20 protein-coding genes and 1 other annotated feature are annotated in these 21,637 nt (G+C 44.2%); of the genes, 18 read left to right on the top strand and 2 right to left on the bottom strand.

All coding sequences use genetic code 11. From position 1 onward, the window contains the following. Positions 1–123 precede the first annotated feature (123 nt). Positions 124–1,212, top strand: coding sequence for an acyltransferase family protein (locus BXO88_RS07595; protein ID WP_078037146.1), 1,089 nt, complete (start codon positions 124–126; stop codon positions 1,210–1,212). 107 nt (positions 1,213–1,319) lie between these two features. Continuing rightward, the gene (locus BXO88_RS07590) at positions 1,320–2,603 is read left to right on the top strand and encodes a putative ABC transporter permease (RefSeq protein ID WP_078037145.1); all 1,284 of its coding nucleotides are present in this window, start codon (positions 1,320–1,322) and stop codon (positions 2,601–2,603) included. A 572-nt stretch (positions 2,604–3,175) separates the two neighbouring features. Here BXO88_RS07590 and BXO88_RS07585 read toward each other — a convergent pair. Continuing rightward, a complete protein-coding gene (locus tag BXO88_RS07585) occupies positions 3,176–4,924 on the bottom strand; it encodes a glycoside hydrolase family 32 protein (RefSeq protein WP_078037144.1) in 1,749 nt (582 codons plus the stop codon). Between the two features lie 211 nt (positions 4,925–5,135). On the opposite strand from BXO88_RS07585, the gene BXO88_RS07580 reads away from it, so the two are divergent. The 9 genes from BXO88_RS07580 to BXO88_RS07540 all read left to right on the top strand — a co-directional run bounded on the left by BXO88_RS07580 (position 5,136) and on the right by BXO88_RS07540 (position 16,973). Beyond that, positions 5,136–6,143 carry an adenylylsulfate kinase gene (locus BXO88_RS07580; protein ID WP_242945177.1) on the top strand — a complete coding sequence of 336 codons (1,008 nt, stop codon included), beginning with the start codon at positions 5,136–5,138 and terminating at the stop codon, positions 6,141–6,143. Between the two features lie 27 nt (positions 6,144–6,170). Then, positions 6,171–7,841 (top strand): alpha-amylase family glycosyl hydrolase, encoded by a 1,671-nt coding sequence (locus BXO88_RS07575; RefSeq protein ID WP_078037143.1) that lies wholly within the window; start codon positions 6,171–6,173, stop codon positions 7,839–7,841. A 306-nt stretch (positions 7,842–8,147) separates the two neighbouring features. Next, positions 8,148–9,530: an ABC transporter substrate-binding protein gene (locus BXO88_RS07570; protein ID WP_078037142.1), complete on the top strand. Its 1,383-nt coding sequence runs from the start codon at positions 8,148–8,150 to the stop codon at positions 9,528–9,530. A gap of 34 nt (positions 9,531–9,564) precedes the next feature. Further along, positions 9,565–10,455: a carbohydrate ABC transporter permease gene (locus tag BXO88_RS07565; protein ID WP_044993787.1), complete on the top strand. Its 891-nt coding sequence runs from the start codon at positions 9,565–9,567 to the stop codon at positions 10,453–10,455. Further along, positions 10,455–11,354 carry a carbohydrate ABC transporter permease gene (locus BXO88_RS07560; protein WP_044993786.1) on the top strand — a complete coding sequence of 300 codons (900 nt, stop codon included), beginning with the start codon at positions 10,455–10,457 and terminating at the stop codon, positions 11,352–11,354. The genes BXO88_RS07565 and BXO88_RS07560 overlap by 1 nt, the downstream gene beginning before the upstream one ends. A 276-nt stretch (positions 11,355–11,630) precedes the next feature. Next, a complete protein-coding gene (locus BXO88_RS07555; protein ID WP_078037141.1) occupies positions 11,631–12,611 on the top strand; it encodes a LacI family DNA-binding transcriptional regulator in 981 nt (326 codons plus the stop codon). Between the two features lie 146 nt (positions 12,612–12,757). Beyond that, entirely contained in the window at positions 12,758–13,759 is a 1,002-nt protein-coding gene (locus BXO88_RS07550; protein ID WP_078037140.1) for a rod shape-determining protein, read from the top strand. 141 nt (positions 13,760–13,900) lie between these two features. Then, positions 13,901–16,261 (top strand): SF1B family DNA helicase RecD2, encoded by a 2,361-nt coding sequence (gene recD2 / locus BXO88_RS07545; protein ID WP_078037139.1) that lies wholly within the window; start codon positions 13,901–13,903, stop codon positions 16,259–16,261. Further along, on the top strand, positions 16,251–16,973 hold the full coding sequence (locus BXO88_RS07540) for a ComF family protein (protein WP_242945176.1): 723 nt from the start codon (positions 16,251–16,253) through the stop codon (positions 16,971–16,973). The genes recD2 and BXO88_RS07540 overlap by 11 nt, the downstream gene beginning before the upstream one ends. A 6-nt stretch (positions 16,974–16,979) precedes the next feature. On the opposite strand, the gene BXO88_RS07535 is transcribed toward BXO88_RS07540, so the two are convergent. Then, positions 16,980–17,894 (bottom strand): LysR family transcriptional regulator, encoded by a 915-nt coding sequence (locus BXO88_RS07535; protein ID WP_078037138.1) that lies wholly within the window; start codon positions 17,892–17,894, stop codon positions 16,980–16,982. Between the two features lie 311 nt (positions 17,895–18,205). Between BXO88_RS07535 and rpmG the strand changes: the two genes are divergently transcribed. The 7 genes from rpmG to rplL all read left to right on the top strand — a co-directional run bounded on the left by rpmG (position 18,206) and on the right by rplL (position 21,522). After that, complete coding sequence (gene rpmG / locus BXO88_RS07530) at positions 18,206–18,355, top strand: 50S ribosomal protein L33 (protein ID WP_029201705.1); 150 nt, start codon at positions 18,206–18,208, stop codon at positions 18,353–18,355. Next, the gene (gene secE / locus BXO88_RS07525) at positions 18,355–18,552 is read left to right on the top strand and encodes a preprotein translocase subunit SecE (protein ID WP_078037137.1); all 198 of its coding nucleotides are present in this window, start codon (positions 18,355–18,357) and stop codon (positions 18,550–18,552) included. Before rpmG ends, secE begins: the two co-directional genes overlap by 1 nt. 11 nt (positions 18,553–18,563) lie before the next feature. Further along, complete coding sequence (nusG, locus tag BXO88_RS07520) at positions 18,564–19,094, top strand: transcription termination/antitermination protein NusG (RefSeq protein ID WP_078037136.1); 531 nt, start codon at positions 18,564–18,566, stop codon at positions 19,092–19,094. A 63-nt stretch (positions 19,095–19,157) separates the two neighbouring features. Continuing rightward, positions 19,158–19,583 carry a 50S ribosomal protein L11 gene (rplK, locus tag BXO88_RS07515; RefSeq protein ID WP_036606756.1) on the top strand — a complete coding sequence of 142 codons (426 nt, stop codon included), beginning with the start codon at positions 19,158–19,160 and terminating at the stop codon, positions 19,581–19,583. A gap of 18 nt (positions 19,584–19,601) precedes the next feature. After that, positions 19,602–20,294, top strand: coding sequence for a 50S ribosomal protein L1 (gene rplA / locus BXO88_RS07510; protein WP_044993778.1), 693 nt, complete (start codon positions 19,602–19,604; stop codon positions 20,292–20,294). Positions 20,295–20,339: 45 nt separating this feature from the next. Then, positions 20,340–20,477 (top strand) — a sequence feature (ribosomal protein L10 leader region). Between the two features lie 37 nt (positions 20,478–20,514). After that, on the top strand, positions 20,515–21,009 hold the full coding sequence (gene rplJ / locus BXO88_RS07505) for a 50S ribosomal protein L10 (protein WP_078037135.1): 495 nt from the start codon (positions 20,515–20,517) through the stop codon (positions 21,007–21,009). 138 nt (positions 21,010–21,147) lie between these two features. After that, the gene (gene rplL, locus BXO88_RS07500) at positions 21,148–21,522 is read left to right on the top strand and encodes a 50S ribosomal protein L7/L12 (protein ID WP_044993776.1); all 375 of its coding nucleotides are present in this window, start codon (positions 21,148–21,150) and stop codon (positions 21,520–21,522) included. Positions 21,523–21,637 lie beyond the last annotated feature (115 nt).

Genomic DNA, 21,637 nt, shown 5'->3' with positions numbered 1-21,637 from the left:
TGATAGAATTAGGCTGTCGCTTTGGCGACGGCCTTTTTTATATTCCTGATAGATAAGCTTGTCCGGAGATACGCAGGGAGAATATGATGAGGCAGGATAAATCGGGGTAGTAGGGGTAGTTACATGTCTGTGAAAAGAAATCTCAGGATGGATAATGCAAAGGGCGTTTTGATAATGCTGGTGGTCATAGGGCATTTTCTTCTTCCCTTACAGGGAAGGACGAGAGTATGTACAAATCTGTTCTATGAGATCTATGTTTTTCATATGGCGGCTTTTACCTTTGTTTCAGGTCTTTTTTCTCAGAATATCTATATAGGAAAAGAGAAAAGGACATTTAATGTTAGACAGCTTTTCAAAACACTATGGCTGTATGCTATATTTGAGATCATAGTGTTTTTTTCAGAGATACCTGCTTATGGCAGAGAGGCTTCATGGAGGGAGTTCTTCTACGAAGAAGGAGCTCCGTGGTATATGTTGGCCCTTTTTACATGGTATCTCTTTATCCCTTTTTTTACGCTTTTAAAGGAGCGGGTATTCAAGAGCAGTATCATACTGATTCTTCTTCTGACTGCAGCATCCCTTGCAGGCGGATATATAGAGGGACTGGGTGAATTGTTGTCTTTTGAAAGGATCCTGGCATTTGCCCCTTTCTTTTATGCAGGTCACTTTATGGGAACTGAAAGGCTGGAGGCATTTCTTCGAGCTGAAGGTAAGACTGATATAAAAGCATTATGGTGTGTGATAGAGGCTTCGGCGGCTTTTTTTGTGCTTGGTATAGCATTCTTTATGTATGATTACCTGCTTCCGTATCATGATGCTGTATTTGGCGTATGGTATGAAAGATTCAGAATATGTGAGCGTCCGGAATACTTTACAGGTATACTCGGACAGGTTTGGATACTGAGACTTATCTGGTATGTTGCCGCAAGTGTTATTTCATTGACCTTCTTTAGGATAGTACCTGCTTGCTATGTGCCGGTGCTTAGCGTCATGGGGCAAAGAACATTGCAGATCTATATACTGCACAGACCTGTAAGGGATCTGCTCTTTGCAGCAGGACTTATAACATGCTTTGATCCCGGAAATCCGCTTGATCTCATAATTGTCTTACTATTCTGCATTGTGTTATCTATGCTGCTTTCGGCGAGCGTTTTCACTAAGTTTTTTGAATTGCTACTGTTCCCCTTCAGGAAAAACATAAATAGGATTTAGCTTACATGTAATCTATATGAACTTTAGGCATGTATAGGATGTAAGCTAATAAGGCTCTCAGCGCTTATTAAGGTAGTACTAGGAGTTATTTATTAAAAGGACTTATCATGGTTGATTTTCTGGAAAACTTTTCGATATTTTCTCAATATACCCTTCTTCAGTGGGCACTGCTCTTTATGCTTTACTGCATATTCGGGTGGATATTTGAATCTGTATACTGTTCACTTAAGGAGCTGAGGCCCCTGAACAGAGGTTTCTGTCATGGTCCGTGGCTGCCCATCTATGGTGTTGGAGCCATCATGATGCTGCTGTTCGCCTGGCCCTACAGGGAAAAGCTTTACATGGTGTATATCATGGGGGTTCTGGTGGGAACTGCACTTGAGCTTGTTACAGGCGTGAGCATGTACCATATTTTCCACATGAAGTGGTGGGACTACAGTCACAATCCATTCAATTTCCATGGGTATATCTGCCTGTATGCCTCACTTGCATGGGGGCTTCTCGCGCTTGTTTTTACGAAATTCATACATCCCCATGTAGCCGCCATATCGGAGAACTGGACATATACCGGATTCGTTGTAGCTGTTACCATGCTGTATACGCTTTTCATTGAAGATCTGATATTCTCCATCATCGGAGCTCTGGATCTTAAACGCCGTATCGAGAAGCTTGCTGAGAACAGTGAGGAGATACAGGCTCTTAAGCTTAATATCTCAGAGGCCCGGACGCGACTTCTCGAGATGCAGGAGCAGGCTCGTGCCAATGTCTCCGAAGTGAAGTCTATCGCTGAAACCGAAGGAAATCTGGCTGCCGCAAAGGTGGTCACAGAGGAAACAAAACGTGTCATCGCTACAGGAAGTACACTTGTGGCAAAGACCATAGCAAATGGAAGTGTCACAGCGGCAAAGGCAGCAGTAAAGACTGTGGCTGAGGCAGGCACAACAGCCGGGAAAACAGTGCTTGAGGCGGGATCCAGTGCAGGAAAGACAGTACTGGAAGCCGGTAATACAGTGCTGGAGGCCGGAACTACAGCAGGAAAAACCATGGTGGATGCCGGAAAATCAGCTGCGAGAAAGGTTGCCAATGTGGTACCCGGAACCAGAGCTTATGAAGAGAGACACAGTGATAACCGTGAAGGCCTGGAGCTTCACCGAAGGCGTATGGAAGAGAGACTTCGTATACTTGAGGATGGAGGAGATGAGCGTTCAGGTCGTATGAACTGGTGGGTAGGAAGTATGCTAAGGAACAACCCTACATTAAAGGGCGGATCCGAGTACTTTGATAAACTGAGAGAAGCCTCCAGAAAATACTCTGAAAGTCTTCATAAACTGGAATCCGGTATAGTAGAGGGAAGTGAGAGAATCAGGGAAATGTCCTCAGATGAAGAATGAGATTTCATTGTTTAAGAAGAGAAAAATGACTTACAGCCGTTCTGATGACGGATTACGTGAGAGCAGGGAAGGATAAAACTTCCCTGCTGAATAAACAGGGTAAACGAATGACCCCACCGAAGCTGTTTCGCTCCGGTGGGGTCTTCCTGTCTCTGCTTTAAGTCTATATATGTCAAGAGTTCACGTAAGGGGAGAAAAGAACTCTTACTAAGTATATTTTAAACGGTCATGCTTGATAGGGATGGTCTCGAAAGATCATAGATATCATACACATAAGCGACCGTTGTTTATGAAGGGGGGCTCCGGAGTGTATTACAACTCCGGAGTATGAGTATGAAAAGCTTTTTTTGTGTTACATTTCTGTAACTGTTTTATATGATACAGAAGCTTTGTGACTTAAGTATGTCTCACGACTTAAAGAAGTCTAAAATTTATAAACAAAATCTAAAGTGCATGAACGCAATTATGAAGAACAGACTACATAAAATCTTAAGATGTAAAATAACAGCGAAATCTTAAGGCACTGAGGCATCACGAGAAACAGCAAAGCTTCATAAGAAGCGCTTTATACTTTATTTTGCAATTATGTAAAGCTTTGATGAACAGGAGCCATAAATATTGACAGTTCCTTTAAGCTCATAAATGTCAACTTCAAAGAAAGCATTTAAGGAATCACTGTTGGCGGAAACCTCAACTATTCCTCTGTCGATGATGATACGGATATCCTTCGGCGCTTCCGGGAAAATGATATCAGTGCATGGTTCAGGATCAGGAACAGTGATATCTTTATGATCTTCATGGAAGTCGGCATTTCCCTTTTCCACACGGAGGAGATGTGAGCCGGAGCAGTAATCAATGTTGAGACCGAAGACATTGACACTTATAGCATCTTCGATTTCAGTTATATCGAGTTCCAAAGGAGCCTCATGAGAAATGGACCATGAGCTCTTTTTTTCTTTTGATGAAGATTTGATTCCGGCATCAGAGGATTCCGAAAAGGTTTCTGCATCGGGAGATACCAGGCGAAGAGCATCGGTCCATTCCTTTACAGGAGACATGTGAAGAGTATCATCACTGTCGAGATAAAGCTCTCTGGGTATGCCCATGATCCCGGTGAAGCTGTGCTCTCTGTTAGAGGTTCTCAGCCAATGTATAAATACCACACGATCATAAAAGCTATCGTCCTTGTCGACAGAGCTTTCTTCAGGTCTAATGCCGGGGCTGTATATCTGGAAGCTCTGTCCGGCGTATGCAAGGGAATTAAGGTATGCACGTTTGGGTGTCTCAGAATACTTCCTGAAGCAGTGTCCGTCGAAACTTCCGGTGTGATAGAAACCATCAGATGTCCAGAAGAACCATTTTTTTCCTTTTGGAGAGGGCAGCTGTCTTAGGTCGGGACATTCCCAGCCGGGAGCCATGGACAGGCGCTGTGTGAGCTTCCATCCGGTGATATCATTTCCTTCCGAGTGAAGCACGGCATAGTCGTTTTTCTCCAGAAAAAGGACCATATAGAATCCTCCGTTTATGTCGTCTCTGTAGACCTTGGGATCCCGGTTTCCCGGAGCTATCTCTGACAGGATGAGGTTATGGGGATTATCGGAATCGATTTCGTCTATAAGCTCTATAGCGGATGTTTTTACCAGAGTCTCTCCGCTGTCAGTGCTGAGGGCGACTCTTTGGGTGAAAGTTGAGTGAGATTCTTTACCCCAGTCTGTGGCGTCTCCCGCGGAAGTGTAGAAGAAGGACAGAAGCTCATCACTCAAAGGAAGGCAGCTTCCGGAAAACATGCTTCCGGTTCCGTCGGGAAATAGAACCGAAGGATGTTGTGTCCAATGTAGTAGATCATGGCTCACAGCATGTCCCCATGACATATTCTGCCATCTGGTATCGAAGGGGTTATACTGGAAATAAAGGTGCCATAGACCGTCCTTATAGAAGAGGCCGTTTGGGTCGTTTATCCAGCCCGGAGCTGCAAAATGAACGAGAGGAAAGACTTCCGGGGAAGCATCAGATTGAGATTTACCTGTTGGAGCTACGGATAATACTTCTGTCGGAAGATCATCACTCTGCTTTACGGCCTTAATAAATGCCTCTGAAAAAGAGCCGGTTATGGTCAGCTCGCGGTTTTTCCATGCTTTAACCGGTAATGGACAGTAGAAGGCGGCAGGATAGACATGATCAGAATTTTCGATTTTCGAAACAGGAATCATAAATTCGTAGATGCGTTTATCTCCTGCCAAGAAGGAGATCTTTTCCTGATTCTGTTCAGGTGATACAGGGATCCAGAGATAGTCTGAAGTAATAAGAAGGGTATGAATCATAGTATTTCCTCCGCGAAAAAGATTAGGTGTTTCGTGAGTCTGCCGGCAGTATGAACTTATGCCTGCAACTTGTAATTACGCACAAATTTCAGCTTTATTAATCTGACATAAATTTATCAAGATGCTCTTTACAGATGTTTTTAAATCTGTTAACGTAGCATATGTCAACCGCTTAACATATTTTGGCATATGTTAGGAGAGAAAAAATAAAATGAGTAACAATATGAGTAAAAGTATGAATACAAATTATCAGAAAATCAATAAGTCATCAAAAAATTATGCTGAGGATATCCTCAAGGTACTTCCGTGGGAGACAAAGGAAGTTCCTGTAGAGATTCCTCATGGAGATATGCCGGGAGATAAAATCGAGATCGGAGAGTCTCATATCGCAAAGGCAAACAAAATCTTCCCTGTACTTGTAAAGGAAATAGCAGAGAAGATGAAAGAAAATGAAAACCAGCGTGTTGTAGTCAGCGTTTGCGGAGGATCAGGAGTAGGAAAGTCTGAGATCGCCTCTGTTCTTGCGTGGTTCCTTAACCAGTCAGGTGTAGGAGCATATATTCTTTCAGGTGATAACTACCCTCACCGTATTCCTATGTACAACGATGCAGAGAGACTTCATGTATTCCGTGAGAGTGCTGTAAGAAACATGGTGGAAGCCGGAGATTACACAAACGAGAGATTTGCCGAGATCAGAAGCTGGCAGCAGGAGGATACTGATGCGGATAAGAAGCATGCGGAGGGAAATGCATGGTTCGAGTCATATCTCGCAGGTGGACGCAAGGGACTTTCAGAGTATCTCGGAACATCTGACGAGACAGATTTTGATGAAGTAAGCAATATCATCAGCGCATTCAAGGATGGCGCAGCTGATCTCTGGTTAAGACGTATGGGAAGAGATGCGGCCAGTCTCTGGTATGAAGATATTGATTTCTCTGATAAGCAGGTACTTATCATTGAGTGGACACACGGAAACAGTGATTTCCTTAAGGGAGTTGATATACCTGTTCTTCTCAACAGTACACCTGCAGAGACTTTGGCACACAGAAGGGCAAGAAACAGAGACGGAAAGACAGACAGTGCATTTACAACTATGGTTCTTGAGATCGAGCAGGGTAAGCTCCACTCTCAGGCACACAAGGCAAAGATCATTTGCTCAAAGAACGGTGAGCTTATAAGTTTTGATGAATATACAGAACTCATGAAGGATCAGTTTTGATTTAAGGATATAGTGCAGGAGTTTGAGATGGATAAACATTATACAGATAACGGACCTATGCTGAATGCCTACCCTGACAGTATGGGCGGACGCCTCAGCGATGTTGTTGGATTTCTTGAGAAAAGGGAGATGGAGGATTCTTTCCAGTCTTTCTATATTCTTCCAAGCATTTTCAATACAGATCTCGACCGTGGATTTTCAGTTATCGATTACAATATAAACAACGAGATGGGAAGTGAGGAGGATCTGGAGAGGCTCCGTAAGCTGGGAGTTAACCTTAAGCTTGATTTTATTCTGAATCATGCATCTGTCCTTTCACCACAGTTCCAGGATCTCATAAAGAACGGAGAAAACTCAAAGTACAGTGATTTCTTTATCAACTGGAACAGGTTCTGGGAAGGCAAGGGAGAGATGACTGCAGAAGGATATATCCAGCCGGAAGACAGGTATATAAAGGATATGTTCTTCCGTAAGCCGGGTCTTCCTATCCTCATGGTGCGTATGCCTGACGGAAAGGATGTACCTTACTGGAATACATTTTATCAGGAGGTTATCTACAAGCGCCCTGATGCCATGGATCTCATGGGTGCCATGGACATCCAGTACCTCACAGCAGAGCATATCTGTGAGAGGGTCAATGCTTCTCTTGACGCCGGAAAGAAGCCGTCAGAGATAGATTTCAATGGGTATGAGGCATATCGTGATAAGGTGATCGATTACCTTGAGTCAAACCGTAAGTACCTCGGTCAGATGGATCTCAATGTAAAGTCACCACTCGTATGGGAGCATTATGAGAACACTCTCAAGGCTCTTTCAAACTACGGAGCTTCCATCGTTCGTCTCGACGCCTTTGCTTATGCACCTAAGGAGCCGGGCAAGAAGAACTTTATGAACGAGCCTGATACATGGGACCTTCTTGCGAAGGTTCGCGAGCTTGCGGATAAGTATCGTGTGACACTTCTTCCGGAGATTCATGCAAGCTACGGAGAGAAGGTATACAAGAAGGTGGCGGATATGGGTTACATGACCTATGATTTCTTCCTTCCGGGACTTCTCATCGACGCGATCGAAAAGAAGAACGGTAAGGATCTTGCAAGATGGGCTCAGGAGCTCGTTCAAGATAAGATCCGCACAGTAAATATGCTGGGCTGTCATGACGGTATACCTCTTCTTGACCTTAAGGGAATACTTCCTGAGGAGGAGATCCAGAACCTCATCGATACCATCGTTTCAAGAGGTGGTCTCGTAAAGGATCTTCACGGAAAGAAGAACATGTACTATCAGGTCAATGCTACATACTACAGTGCTCTCGGTGAGGATGACAGAAAGATGCTTCTTGCACGTGCGATCCAGATGTTCATGCCGGGTAAGCCACAGGTATGGTATCTCGACCTTTTTGCGGGAAAGAATGACCATGAGGCTGTAAAGCATGCGGGTCCTGCAGGACATAAGGAGATCAACCGTACAAACCTTTCCATCGAGGAGATGGAGAAGAGGCTTTCTTCTGATGTTGTAGCAAAGCAGGTTGAGATGCTTAAGTTCCGTAACACCTGTCCGGCTTTCTCCTTTGATGCCGATTTCTCAGTCGAGACAGAGGGCACAAAGATGACCATGACATGGAGGCATAAGGGAAATACCGCATCACTTAAGGTTGATTTTGAAGATTATTCTTATGAGATCTCATCAGAGCTTGCATAATCTGTAAAAGCTGCAAAAGCCATGTATAAAGTGTTTGGTTCAGTTGTCTGAGCTTTGCTCATCAGAGGATGAATTGTACAAAATCATATAAATTTCATCTACCGCCGTAAGGAGAAATCCTTGTGGCGGTATTTTTGTACAAAATAACGCACAAAATAAGCTGTTAATTATTGCACAATATACACAAAAATATGTTAGGCGATTGACAGAAATTGTGTAAAGCGTTATATTCGCAATAAGTTAAATGTCAAGCGGTTGACATAGCTGGCATTATTAATTTTATTTAAGACTAAAGAGGAGATAATCATGAAGAAGAACCTGAACAGAATGGCTGCGTTACTTATGACAGTAGCATGTGTAAGCTCACTTGCAGCATGCGGAAGCAGTACAACTACAGAGACAACCAAGGCGGCAGATACAACAGCTGCAGCGGATACAACAGCAGCAGGAACAGAGGCGGCTGCAGCACCTGCTGAAAAGTCAGAGCTTGCAGGACAGTCCATAACACTTCTCAATTCAAAGGGTGAGATTCAGACAGCTCTTGAAGAGCTTGCTGCTACATTCACCGATGAGACAGGAATCAATCTTGAAGTCCTTGCCTGTGGTACCGGTGAAGTTCCTTATACAAAGGTAACTTCCATGTACAGCTCAGGAACAGCTCCTACCATGTCTATCCTTGATACAACAGACGTTATCGCTCTTGCAGGAGAGTACGGACTTGATCTCAGCTCACAGGACTGGATCAAGTACTGTGACAACATGACAACAAAGATCGACGGAAAGGTATACAGTTTCCCGTTCTGTGTTGAGGGCAGAGGCATTATCTACTCAAAGAAGTCTATCGAAGACGCTCTCGGAAAGACTTTCGATCCTGCATCTATCAACTCACTTGATTCCTTCAAGGCTGTATGTGAAGAGCTCAGAGCAGCGGGCATGGAGAATCCTGTAGTTCTTTCAAAGGAAGACTGGTCACTTGGTGCGCATCAGCTTGGATATATATATGACACATATGATGGAACAACAGCCGGTGCTGACAAGATCATGGCAGCTCTTAAGGATGGTTCTCAGAAGGTTGAGGATTATGATCGTTTTAACCAGTTCATGGATACTATGGATGTGATCCTTGATTACAACTACAACAAGGAGGATCCGCTGGGAGCTATCTATGATGAAGATCCTATGCATCTTGTAGAGGGTGAAGCAGCTTTCTGGCCAAACGGAAACTGGGCATGGCCAAACCTTGAGACAGCAGGTGCCGAGACTTCGGATGACTATGGATTTATCCCGTTTGTTCTCGGTAATGATTCATCTGATCTTGCAAACACATCAATGCAGGCTTCACCTACCAAGCAGCTTATGGTAGACGCAAAGCAGTCAACAGAGGAGCAGCAGAAGGCAGCTCTTGAGTTCATCAACTGGCTTGTAAATTCTGAGTCAGGTCAGAAGGGACTTGTTGAGAAGCTCGCACTCATTCCTGCATGTTCAAACAACACTGTAGCTCCTAAGGATCCTCTTAGCCGTGATATCGTGGCAAAGATGACTTCCGGAAATACTTATTCTTCAAGCTTTGTAGCTCCTTCAGACCACTGGTCAGTAGTTGGTGCTGTTATGCAGAAGTATGTTGCAGGTCAGACAGACCGCGCAGGTGCTGCTTCAGAGATCGATGCTTACTGGCAGGCACAGAAATAAGCAGTTGGAACATTTATAAGAAAGGCAGATCAATATGAATTCTCTCGGCCGTACCACCGGTGATAAAATAAAAAGTTTTCTAATGTTTGCACTTCCGGGAACCTTCGTTTTTGTATGTGTGGTCATCATACCTTTCCTGTATGGTTTTTATCTCACATTTACAGACTGGAACGGTGTTGCGGCAGTGAAGAATCTTGTGGGCTTTGACAATTACAAAGCTCTCGCCCAGGATAAGGATTTCTGGAATTCCATGGGACTCACACTTAAGTATGTGGTGCTTTCGGTTATTCTGGTAAATGCATTCGGTTTTCTTTTCGCATATTTCCTTTCAGGAAGGATCAAGAAGGGGCAGAATGTCTTCCGTGCGGGATTTTTCACACCGAACCTTATCGGCGGTGTAGTTTTGGGATTCATATGGCAGTTCGTTTTTTCACAGCTTCTTGTAAAGTTCGGAAAGAGTCTGGGAATCGCCATTTTTTCAAAGTCATGGCTGTCGGATCCGACCAAGGCGTTCTGGGCACTTGTAATCGTAACGGTATGGCAGCTGAGCGGATATATGATGCTCATATACATCGCAGGTTTTACAGGACTTTCAGAGGATGTTCTGGAGGCGGCATCAATAGACGGAGCCTACGGTTGGTCAAAGATGCGTCATATCGTTCTTCCTCTCATGGTGCCGTCCTTCGTAATATGTATATTCCTGACTCTTTCCAGAGCCTTCATGGTTTACGATATCAACCTTACATTGACAGGCGGTGAGCCATACGGCAGTACCAGACTTGTAGCCATGCACGTATACGAAAAGGCATTTACGGCCAGACAATACGGTATAGGACAGGCTGAAGCTGTTTTCCTGTTCTTCGTAGTAGCTATAATTTCCGGACTTCAGGTTTATATAGGTAAGAAGCAGGAGGTAGAAGCGTGATGAGTGCACAGGCTAATACTTCCGCCAGAGATCTTTCACCAAAGGCTGCAGATCGTGTAGGCGGAACAAAAAAACTTGTTAAGGATATCTGTATATATATCCTTCTGGTCATAGGCGCGTTGTTTTACCTGGTGCCTTTCTTTATGGTCATAGTCAATTCCTTCAAGCAGAAGAAGGATATCATCAAAGCTCCAATGGACATCATAGGTGCCCATGGAATGAGCCTTGATAACTACTTTAAGGCTTTTAAACAGATGGAATTTGTGAAAGCCTTCGGAAACTCGATTTTCATAACAGGTCTTTCCACACTGGCGGTTATCGTACTTTCTTCCATGGTGGCATACTATATCGTTCGTGCGAACACTAAGATAGCAAAGCTGATATTTGCACTTATGATCTCATCCATGATCATACCTTTCCAGTCCATAATGATTCCGCTGGTATCGATCTATGGCGCACAGATGAGTTTGCTTAATCATCGACTTTCACTTGTATTCATGCATACCGGCTTTGCCATGAGTATGTCAGTGTTCATGTATGCGGGCTTCCTTCGAAGCGGTGTACCAAAGTCTCTTGAGGAGGCTGCTTATATCGACGGATGTACAAAGATGGAGACCTTCAGGCTTATAGTCTTTCCTTTGCTAAAGCCTACAACGGCAACACTTGTTATACTGAACGCCATGCAGTTCTGGAATGACTATCTGCTTCCTAGCCTTGTTCTCGGAAAGAAGCCGCTTTATACACTGCCTCTTTCCACATACAGCTTCTATGGAACATACAGCTCGGATTATGGTCTCATCATGGCAGCACTGGTACTTACACTTCTTCCTATTCTCATTCTGTATTTCTTCTTACAGAAGCAGATCATCGCGGGAATGGTAGCAGGTGCGGTTAAGTAAATGTCGGGTTAAATAGAGTATAGAAATTAGAATAATATGTTATAAAACTGTATCTGTTGGTATTTTTAAGAATAAGATTAATACATTGGTATAGTATAATGAAGCCGGACATGAAAGTGTCCGGCTTTTTAGTTACATTACCATGACAGGATGTATATGATAAAAAACATTTATGGAATCGGGGATACAGGCTATTATGTAGTTTGTGCTTTGAATACGGATCGTTTTATTTCCGGTCATGGTGATATTTAAAAACAGTAAAGGTAATAGGGTAGTATGGCAACAACATTAAAGGATGTGGCTAAAGAAGCCGGACTGGCAGTGGAAACTGTATCCAGAGTGCTTAATAACAGAGGGTATATCAGTGAAAAGACCAAGAAAAAGGTCTATGATGCGATGCAGAAGATAGGGTACAGACCGAATATAGTGGCCCGTACACTTTCCAAGGGAAGGTCAGACGCAATTGCGGTGATCATGCCGCATATGGTGCATCCGTATTTTTCACAGATGCTCAGTGAGATAGAGCATTATGCTGCGGAAAAGCAGTATCAGGTATTTATCAACAATTCGACAGGCGATCCTCAGAAAGAGACCAGTGTGCTGGAGCTTTGCGAAAACAGTCTCGTAGCAGGTGTTCTGATATTTAGCCAGCAGGTTAAACCGGAGACATTGAAAAAATTCAATCTTCCGATCATCACCATTGAGCGTTTTATAGAAGGCGGAACGGGATGTGTGCTTTGCGATAACTATAAGGGCGGACAGCTTGCCGCGGAGGAGCTCGTCAGAAAGGGTTGTAAAAATCTTCTGATGCTCGGAAGCGTGTGGCAGAGCAAGATGCCTGCGGATGTTCGTGAAGACGGTTTTATGGATGTCTGCCGTAAGAGCGGTGTAAGCGCAAGGGTACTTACCAGTAATTCTCAGGAATATAAGGAGATGGAATATCATGAGAGCATAATTAAGGCTCTCAAGGAATATCCGGAAACTGACGGAGTGTTCTGCAGCTCGGATCTCATCGCGGCACAGGTCATACAGGTTGCTGCCATGTTGGGCAAAAGAGTTCCTGAGGATATAAAGATAATCGGCTTTGATGACACGGAGCTTGCTCTTCTTACAACACCGAAGCTCACGACCATCCATCAGCCTATAAGAGAGATGGCAAGGAAGGCTGTGGATATGATACTGGATACTCTGGAGCACAGAGAGTTCAACGAAAGAAATGTGCTTGATGTGAGTCTGGTGACAAGAGGAACCACATAAATTAAAAAGTTAATATTCATTTTAGTTTTTACTACAGAATTTGACTTTAAAAATCTACTTCTTTCTATTATACTATACGAGATTATGGGGCATGTTGCCTATAGAGCAGTATAGATGCTGAATCTGGCATTTTATGGGAGAGTTTAATGTTTTCATTGATTTCAAATGATATAGGAATAGATCTTGGTACATCAAGCGTTCTTGTTTATATAAAGGGCAGAGGTGTTGTTCTTAAGGAGCCTTCAGTCGTAGCTGTAAACAAAGACACCAACAGTGTTCTTGCTTATGGTGAAGATGCTCGTCTTATGCTCGGAAGGACACCTGAGAATATAGTTGCGGTTCGTCCTCTCAGGCAGGGAGTTATATCTGATTATACTTTGACAGAGCAGATGCTTAAGCATTTTATAAATAAAGCCGTAGGAAAACGTACCCTGAGAAAGCCGAGGATCTGTGTGTGTATCCCGTCGGGAGCTACAGAGGTTGAAAAGAAGGCTGTAGAAGATGCGACATATCATGCGGGTGCGAGAGAGGTCACTATCGTTGAAGAGCCTGTTGCGGCAGCCATCGGAGCCGGTATAGATATCAGCAAGCCGCAGGGAAATATGATCATCGATATCGGAGGAGGAACTTCAGATATCGCAGTTATCGCTCTGGACGGTCCTGTAGTTTCCGAGTCGATAAAGGTGGCAGGAGATGATTTTGATGAAGCCATTCTCCGATATATGAGGAAGAAGCATAATCTTCTCATCGGCGAAAGGACTGCCGAGGATATCAAGATAAACATAGGCTGTGCCAGCAAGAGACCGGAGAATATCACTATGGAAGTCAGGGGACGTAACCTGGTTACGGCACTTCCGAAGACAGTGGTAGTAAGTGCGGATGAAATCATGGATGCACTTCTCGAGCCGGCAACTATGATAGTAAATGCAGTACATAATGTTCTGGAACGTACTCCACCTGAGCTTGCAGCGGATATTTACGAGAGAGGCATCGTAATGACAGGCGGAGGAGCTCATCTTTACGGTCTGGACAAGCTGATGCATGAAAAGACAGGTATAAACTGTATGCTGGCGGAGGATCCTCTTACAGCTGTTGCTATAGGAACAGGTAAGTTCATCGATTTGGCAAATGATGATGACGATCTGTAATATCGAATTTAAAATGGGGGTGGCCTATAGGGCTGCCCCTTTGCTGTATCAAAGAGTTACATTGCTTGAATTTTGAAGCTGACATGATCTTAAGAAGTAAAGTGCTTCTCAGAAATCGGCTTTTTAGAAGGAAACGAAGAATTGGATTTTTTTGAAGGTTATATAGACCATATTATATTTAGAAGTGATTCCACCGGATATACCGTCATGGTCGGTGTGATGAAGGGTAAGAATTATACTCTGGTGGGTACTGTTCCCGGGCTGGAACCGGGAGAGAACATAAAGGCTGACGGTCATGAGACCACACATCAGATATACGGTACTCAGTTTGTTATAGATAAATATCAGGTGGTGCCTCCGGAATCCAGTGAAGCTGTTGAAAGATATCTGGGCTCCGGTGCCATAAAGGGTATAGGTGCCGCTATGGCTTCCAGGATCGTAAAAAAATTCGGCGATGATACCATGAGGATCATTGAAGAGGAGCCGGAGAGGCTTGCTGAGATAAAAGGTATTTCCTCCAGAAAGGCCATAGATATCGCTGCATCCGTGAACTCAAAAAAAGAGATGCAGTACGCTGTCATGTTCCTGCAGCAGTATGGTATCTCCATAAATATGGCGGGAAAGATATACGCTCAGTATGGTAATGAGATGTACGATATCGTCAGGGATAATCCTTATAAGCTTGCGGAAGATATCGATGGAATGGGCTTCAGGACCTGCGATGAGATAGCCAGAAATGCAGGTATCAAGGAAGATTCTGATTTTCGCATAGAGTCAGGCATCCAGTATGCTCTCTCCATGTCGGAGAGTAACGGCCACTGTTATCTTCCGCTACCGGAGCTTTTGCAGGCGACAGAGGCTCTTCTCAATATTACGATCCATGATATAAACCGCTATCTTCTTGATCTTCAGATGCAGGGAAAGGTGATAGTCAAAACCTCAGGGAAAAAGAAAAGTATAGATGAGTACCTGAAGGAAGTGGAGAATGATGGGGACAGGTTCAGTGGTGAAGAGGGAGACATTGGCAGAGGACTCGTATATGATGCCGACAACAGAAATGTTGATCCCGGAACAAGGGTCTACAGATCTCTTTTGTACTACACTGAGCTTCAGGTGGCAACAAAGCTTCAGGAACTCAATATAGAAAAGGAAGCTGATAAGGACGGAAGACTTGAGAGAGTCATAGATGAAATAACCGAAAAGGAAGGTATAGAGCTTGACGGGCTTCAGCGTCAGGCTGTTTCTATTGCGGCAAATTCTGGCCTTCTTGTTATCACCGGTGGTCCGGGTACCGGAAAGACCACGACTATTAACACCATCATCAGAGTTTTTGCCAATGAAGGAAAGACCATACTTCTTGCAGCGCCTACGGGAAGAGCAGCGAAGAGGATGTCTGAGTCCACGGGATGGGCGGCATCCACCATACATCGACTTTTGGAATATCAGGGTCGACCTGAGGATGAGGGAGATGAAGGCGGTGAGCAGATCAGAGGACACTTCGAGAGGGATGACAGCAATCCTCTTGAATGTGACGTGGTCATCATCGATGAGATGTCCATGGTGGATATATTCTTGATGAATTCACTGCTGAAAGCCATTCACAAGGGAACGAGACTGATCATGGTGGGTGATGCGAATCAGCTGCCTTCCGTCGGAGCCGGTAATGTCCTAAGGGATATCATTGAATCCGGTGTCATCAGAACAGTTAAACTGAATCATATCTTCAGGCAGGCGGCAGAGTCTGACATAGTTGTGAATGCCCACAGGATAAACGAAGGACAAAGTGTTGACCTGAGTAAAAAATCAAGGGACTTCCTGTTTATCAGGAACCAGAACCCTGAACAGATCTTTAACTCTATTACGGCACTGATACTGGATAAGCTTCCCGGGTATCTCGGGGTGGATCCCTTTGATATGCAGATCATGACACCTCAGAGAAAGGGGGCCCTGGGAGTTGAGAGACTGAATCAGCTCCTTCAGGAACGAATCAACCCAAAGGACAGCAAGAAGCCGGAGAAGGAAATAAACGGTACATTGTTCCGGCTCGGTGATAAGGTCATGCAGGTGAAGAATGACTATAATCTCATATGGGAGATCAAAGGAAGGTACGGCATACCCATAGAAAAGGGTGAGGGTGTGTTCAACGGAGACATTGGCATCATCACAGAGATAAACAATTTTGCACAGACTCTGACGGTAAAGTTCGATGACAGATTCGTGGAGTATGAGTTCAAACAGTGTGACAGCCTGGATCTGGCATATGCCATCACCATACACAAGTCTCAGGGCTCGGAGTATCCTGCAGTCATCATCCCTATGTATCAGGGACCGCAAATGCTCATGAACCGTAATCTTTTGTATACAGCGGTTACCAGAGCGAAGCGCTGCGTTTGTCTCGTGGGTAACCCACAGATTTTTGAACAGATGATAGGTAATGAATCAGAGGCTAAAAGGTACTCGTCTTTGTCTGAGCGCTTAAGGGAGATTTCAGATGCTGGTTAAGATGATTTATAATGGAGTGACGGACCTGCTTTTTCCGAGGCGATGCCCCATATGTGAAGAACCGGTGATGCCGAAGGGAAAGCTTATATGTCCCGAATGCATTCGTGCCATACATTTCATCAGGGAACCTGCGTGCAAGATCTGCGGCAGGGAGATCGGAGATGCGGAGGAGGAGCTCTGTTCAAACTGTAAACGACACAGATTCAGCTTCGAGTACGGTTATTCACTTATGAGCTACAGCGATGTGGTGTCCCGTTCCATTACGAGAATAAAATATACTGGAGCAAAGGAATATCTTGATTTTTACGGACATATGGCGATCAGGCTATACGGCGACAGAATAAAAGCCATGGGAGTGGACGCCATAGTTCCCGTTCCGGTCCATAAGAGCAGACTGAAAAAAAGAGGTTATAATCAGGCGGCTGTTCTTGCGGAAATAATGGGAAGAGAACTTCATATACCGGTATATGAAGATGCTTTATACAGAAATAAAAAGACCGCAGCATTAAAGGAGCTTAATGCTGCGGAAAGACTTAAAAATTTATCAAGTGCATTTTTTGCGGGTGAGATCCCAAAGGACATGCGATCTGTACTGTTGGTAGATGATATCTTCACCACAGGGGCTACTCTGGAGGCTACCAGCAGGTGCCTGAAAAGAGCCGGAGTGGAGAGGATATACTGCTTTACCCTGGCCAGTAAAACGGATATATAGACGATTTCAGCCCATATCCTCTGTCCAGTAGTCTCTTGCGAGATCTATGAGGTCTCGCATGGGTTCGGACAGATACTTATCCTTTCTGTAAACGGCATAGGCATTCATGACAGGATGGGTCTTCAGTTTTATGAGCTGAACATCATCCGGGATATCTACGTGGTGTGAAGCTCCGATAAGTGCTGCACATTCATCGGCAGCCACAAGGGCAAGCTCATAGTTGATGCCTTCTGCATCCATATATACATCGGGTTCAAAACCGGCCTGTTCAAATACCTGTTCGGAAACGAAGCGTTCGGTAGAGTCCTTCGGACCAAGGAAGAAAGGTACATCCTTGAATTTTCGGATGTCCATGACTCTGGTTCCGTCTTCTTCGTATTCCACTTCATTAACAAGCGGGTTTGAGGAGGCTACAGCAAGAACCATCTCTACGTGGCTAAGGAGTTCGTACTGCAGACGGTAGTTCTGCTTGTCGCCCATAAGTATGATGCCGAGATCTATGGTTCCGTTCTTTACAAGCTCCTGGGCTTTGAGACCCTTCATGATGTTGAGCTGTAATTTAACGGTTGGATTCAGCCTGTGGAACTGGCGATAGATAGAGGTCATCATGTAATCAGCTTCTATGCCGGCAGCACCTACCGCGATCTCCTCGTTGTGAAGCTTTGCTATGTCTGATATCCGGGAATAACAATCCTTCTTCATGGCGATCATTTTTCTCGCGGTATCTACATAGATTCTTCCTGCTTCTGTGATGGACCATTCATTTCCTCTTCTGTAGAAAAGCTTGGTTCCAAGTTCTTTTTCCAGATTGAGGAGCTGTAGATTCAGAGCGGGCTGCGAAATAAAGAGTTTGTCAGCGGCTCTGGTGATGTTCTTTTCCTCTGCGATACGAATTATATTTTCGATACGACGTAGATCCATAAAAGTGCCTTCTTCCTATATTAATACATAATAATATCTCTGGCGAATCGTCTGATCTTACACAATGCTGACGCATGATGCAAAATACTTAAAATCTCAATATATTCAATAGTATATAAGGGATTATAACTTATTACAATAGAATGCATGAATAGTAATAAAAAATTTAAATAACAAAGCATTTGACTGATTAGCTTGACGGCTACATGCGGACATGTTATAGTTTGCAGGTAAACAAGGGGCTAAGCCCTATTTTTTATGCACTAATTTCGTAGTCATGCGGAGTTAAGAATCATTGGAGGTGAACAGCCGTGCGCACAAAGATTATTTTAGCATGTACAGAATGTAAGCAGAGAAATTATTTCACGACTAAGGAAAAGAAAAATCATCCTGAGAGAATGGAAATTCGTAAGTATTGCAGATTCTGTAAACAGCACACGCTTCATAAGGAGACAAAGTAATGGACGAGAAGAAGAGTTCTAGATTTCAGGGCTTCTTCAAGGGTCTAAAGACGGAATATAACAAGATTATTTTCCCGAATAGACAGGACGTTATTAAGGAAACAACAGCTACAATTGTTGTAAGTTTACTTATCGGAGTTGTTATCGCAGTTCTTGATCTCATCATGAAGACGGGACTTGGCTTTATACTTAAGTAAAGGGGATATCGATGTCAGAAACAAATTCTGCAGCTCGTTGGTATGTAGCACATACCTATTCAGGCTACGAGAACAAGGTTAAGATGGATCTTGAAAAGACAATCGAAAACCGTGGTCTTCAGGATCTTATTCTTGAAGTCAGCGTTCCAATGCAGCCGGTCATCGAAATGAAGAACGGCGTTGAGAAGAAGACTGACAAGAAAATGTTCCCGGGCTATGTTCTTGTAAACATGGTTATGAATCAGGAAACCTGGTACGTTGTGAGAAATACACGTGGCGTCACCGGTTTTGTTGGCCCAGGATCAGAGCCGACACCTCTTTCAGAAGAGGAGATCAAGGCCCTCGGCTATAGAAAGTCAGAGGTTCTTGTAGACTTCGCTATCGGCGATACAGTATCGGTTAATTCCGGATCATGGAAGGGTACTGTGGGCGTTATAAGCGAGATCAATGATCAGAAGAAGACCGTAACTATCTTGGTTGAGATGTTCGGCAGAGAAACTCCGGTAGAGTTATCATACGGAGAAGTAGAAAAGCTTAGATAACAAAGTTTGGGAGGGTTAGCGCTATAGGCGTCTACCCCGCAATTACCACAAGGAGGTGCCTCAATGGCAAAGAAGGTAGAAGGTTACATCAAGTTACAGATTCCAGCTGGTAAAGCAACACCAGCTCCACCAGTAGGTCCTGCTCTTGGACAGCATGGTGTAAATATCGTTGCATTCACAAAGGAATTTAACGCAAGAACAGCTAACGAGGGAGACGTTATCATCCCTGTAGTTATCACTGTTTATGCTGATAGAAGTTTTAGCTTCATCACAAAGACTCCTCCAGCTGCAGTCCTTATCAAGAAGGCTTGTAAGCTTCAGAAGGCTTCTGGTGAGCCAAACAAGAACAAGGTTGCTACAATCAGTAAGGCTGATCTTCAGAAGATCGCAGAGACAAAGATGAAGGATCTTAACGCTGCATCACTTGAAGCTGCTATGTCTATGATCGCTGGAACATGCAGATCTATGGGCGTTGAAGTAGAGAAGTAATAGGGAGGTCAACTGATTATGAAAACAGGTAAGAGATATAATGCAGCTGCTCAGGGCGTAGACAGAGCTGTAAAGTACAGTGCAGTAGACGCTATTGAGCTTGTAAAGAAGAATGCAACAGCAAAATTCGACGAGACTGTAGAACTTCACATCAGAACAGGTTGTGACTCACGTCACGCTGATCAGCAGGTTCGTGGTTCCGTTGTACTTCCTGCCGGCACAGGTAAGAAGGTTAGAATCCTCGTATTTGCAAAGGGCGCTAAGGCTGATGAAGCTCAGGCAGCTGGTGCAGATTTCGTAGGAGCTGAGGAGCTTGTTCCTAAGATTCAGGGCGGTTGGTTCGATTACGATGTAGTAATCGCTACTCCTGATATGATGGGTGTTGTAGGACGTATCGGACGTCTTCTCGGACCTAAGGGTCTCATGCCAAACCCTAAGACAGGTACTGTTACTATGGACGTTGCCAAGGCTATCGCTGATACTAAGGCAGGTAAGGTAGAGTATCGTCTTGATAAGGCTAACATCATCCACGTTCCAGTAGGAAAGGCTTCATTCGAGACAGAGAAGCTTCAGGAGAACCTTAACACACTCATGGCAGCTATCGTTAAGGCTAGACCTGCTACACTTAAGGGCCAGTACATGAAGTCAGCTACTCTGACATCTACAATGGGTCCTGGAGTTAAGCTTGATACTGTTCAGTTCGGTGCTTAATTTATTTTTAAATTAGTTATTGACAATCCATTTGATGGATGTTAATATACGCAACGTATTAACCCGAAGACAGCAGGTGGTGCCGTAAGGTACCGTAAGACAGAACGCCTGCCGAGGAAAGATACAAACTATTTTGTTTGTTCAACCCCGTGTCTTTTGGCATGGGGTTTTCCTTTTAGAAAGGTTTATACGAAAATCTTATAAGGAGGAAAAACCGTAAATGGCAAAGGTTGAAATTAAACAGCCAATCGTTGACGAGATCAAGGCGCTTTTTGATGGTGCTGTAGCTGTTACTGCCGTTGATTACCTCGGACTTACTGTTGAGCAGGATACAAATCTTCGTAAGCAGTTAAGAGAGGCTGGTGTTCAGTACAAGGTTTACAAGAACACTCTTATCAAGAGAGCAGCAGAGGGTACAGATTTCGCACAGCTTGATTCTGTACTTGAGGGACCTACAGCTATTGCAGTGTCTAAGGATGATCCTGCAGCAGCAGCTAGAATCATTGCAAAGTTTGCTAAGGATGCTCCTAAGCTTGAGCTTAAGGCAGCAGTTGCTGAGGGCAAGCTTTATGATCAGAAAGAGGTTCAGGTTCTTGCAGCTATCCCTTCAAGAGAAGAGCTTCTCGGAAGACTTTGTGGTTCTCTTCAGAGCCCAATCGCAAACTTCGCACGTGTTATCAATCAGGTTGCAGAGAAGAGCGAGCCAGCAGCTTAATTATAGGCGAAAGGCATCATGAAGCGGCATAAGCTTCATTCGTGGTCGAGAGATCACAAAGCAATGAAAATTGCGATTTAAGATTATAAATTTTGATAAGTGCTATAGGCACGATATTTCTAAATGGAGGAAATTAAAATGGCTAAGTTAACTACAGAAGAGTTTATCGCAGCTATCAAGGAGCTTTCTGTTGTAGAGCTTAATGACCTTGTAAAGGCTGTTGAGGAAGAGTTTGGCGTTTCTGCTGCTGCAGGCGTTGTTGTTGCAGGTGCAGCTGCTGGTGCAGCTCCAGCTGAGGAGAAGACTGAGTTCGACGTTGAGCTTACAGAGGTAGGCGCAGAGAAGATCAAGGTTATCAAGGTTGTTCGTGAGGCTACTGGTCTTGGTCTTAAGGAAGCTAAGGAAGCTGTTGAGTCTGCTCCTAAGGTACTTAAGGAGGCTGCTCCTAAGGCTGAGGCTGAGGAACTCAAGAAGAAGCTTGAGGAAGTTGGCGCTAAGGTTACTCTTAAGTAATTCAGACTTTATTAAAAGCTTAAATATAAAAGGTGTATGGGATTTCCCATACACCTTTTTTGTTGTATGGCGGGCATGCCGCCAGTCTGTGGTGAAAGTCCACGTGGGGCGTAGT

This window comes from Oribacterium sp. C9, from assembly GCF_002007235.1.
Lineage (GTDB): Bacteria > Bacillota > Clostridia > Lachnospirales > Lachnospiraceae > Oribacterium.
The sequence above is the reverse complement of the archived record's forward strand: the minus strand, read 5'-3'. Positions and strand labels throughout refer to the sequence as shown.

Coding starts and splice junctions, on each gene's coding strand:
- BXO88_RS07595 (WP_078037146.1), top strand. CDS start 124: ATGTCTGTGAAAAGAAATCTCAGGATGGATAATGCAAAGGGCGTTTTG.
- BXO88_RS07590 (WP_078037145.1), top strand. CDS start 1,320: ATGGTTGATTTTCTGGAAAACTTTTCGATATTTTCTCAATATACCCTT.
- BXO88_RS07585 (WP_078037144.1), bottom strand. CDS start 4,924: ATGATTCATACCCTTCTTATTACTTCAGACTATCTCTGGATCCCTGTA.
- BXO88_RS07580 (WP_242945177.1), top strand. CDS start 5,136: ATGAGTAACAATATGAGTAAAAGTATGAATACAAATTATCAGAAAATC.
- BXO88_RS07575 (WP_078037143.1), top strand. CDS start 6,171: ATGGATAAACATTATACAGATAACGGACCTATGCTGAATGCCTACCCT.
- BXO88_RS07570 (WP_078037142.1), top strand. CDS start 8,148: ATGAAGAAGAACCTGAACAGAATGGCTGCGTTACTTATGACAGTAGCA.
- BXO88_RS07565 (WP_044993787.1), top strand. CDS start 9,565: ATGAATTCTCTCGGCCGTACCACCGGTGATAAAATAAAAAGTTTTCTA.
- BXO88_RS07560 (WP_044993786.1), top strand. CDS start 10,455: ATGAGTGCACAGGCTAATACTTCCGCCAGAGATCTTTCACCAAAGGCT.
- BXO88_RS07555 (WP_078037141.1), top strand. CDS start 11,631: ATGGCAACAACATTAAAGGATGTGGCTAAAGAAGCCGGACTGGCAGTG.
- BXO88_RS07550 (WP_078037140.1), top strand. CDS start 12,758: ATGTTTTCATTGATTTCAAATGATATAGGAATAGATCTTGGTACATCA.
- BXO88_RS07540 (WP_242945176.1), top strand. CDS start 16,251: ATGCTGGTTAAGATGATTTATAATGGAGTGACGGACCTGCTTTTTCCG.
- BXO88_RS07535 (WP_078037138.1), bottom strand. CDS start 17,894: ATGGATCTACGTCGTATCGAAAATATAATTCGTATCGCAGAGGAAAAG.
- secE (WP_078037137.1), top strand. CDS start 18,355: ATGGACGAGAAGAAGAGTTCTAGATTTCAGGGCTTCTTCAAGGGTCTA.
- nusG (WP_078037136.1), top strand. CDS start 18,564: ATGTCAGAAACAAATTCTGCAGCTCGTTGGTATGTAGCACATACCTAT.
- rplK (WP_036606756.1), top strand. CDS start 19,158: ATGGCAAAGAAGGTAGAAGGTTACATCAAGTTACAGATTCCAGCTGGT.
- rplA (WP_044993778.1), top strand. CDS start 19,602: ATGAAAACAGGTAAGAGATATAATGCAGCTGCTCAGGGCGTAGACAGA.
- rplJ (WP_078037135.1), top strand. CDS start 20,515: ATGGCAAAGGTTGAAATTAAACAGCCAATCGTTGACGAGATCAAGGCG.
- rplL (WP_044993776.1), top strand. CDS start 21,148: ATGGCTAAGTTAACTACAGAAGAGTTTATCGCAGCTATCAAGGAGCTT.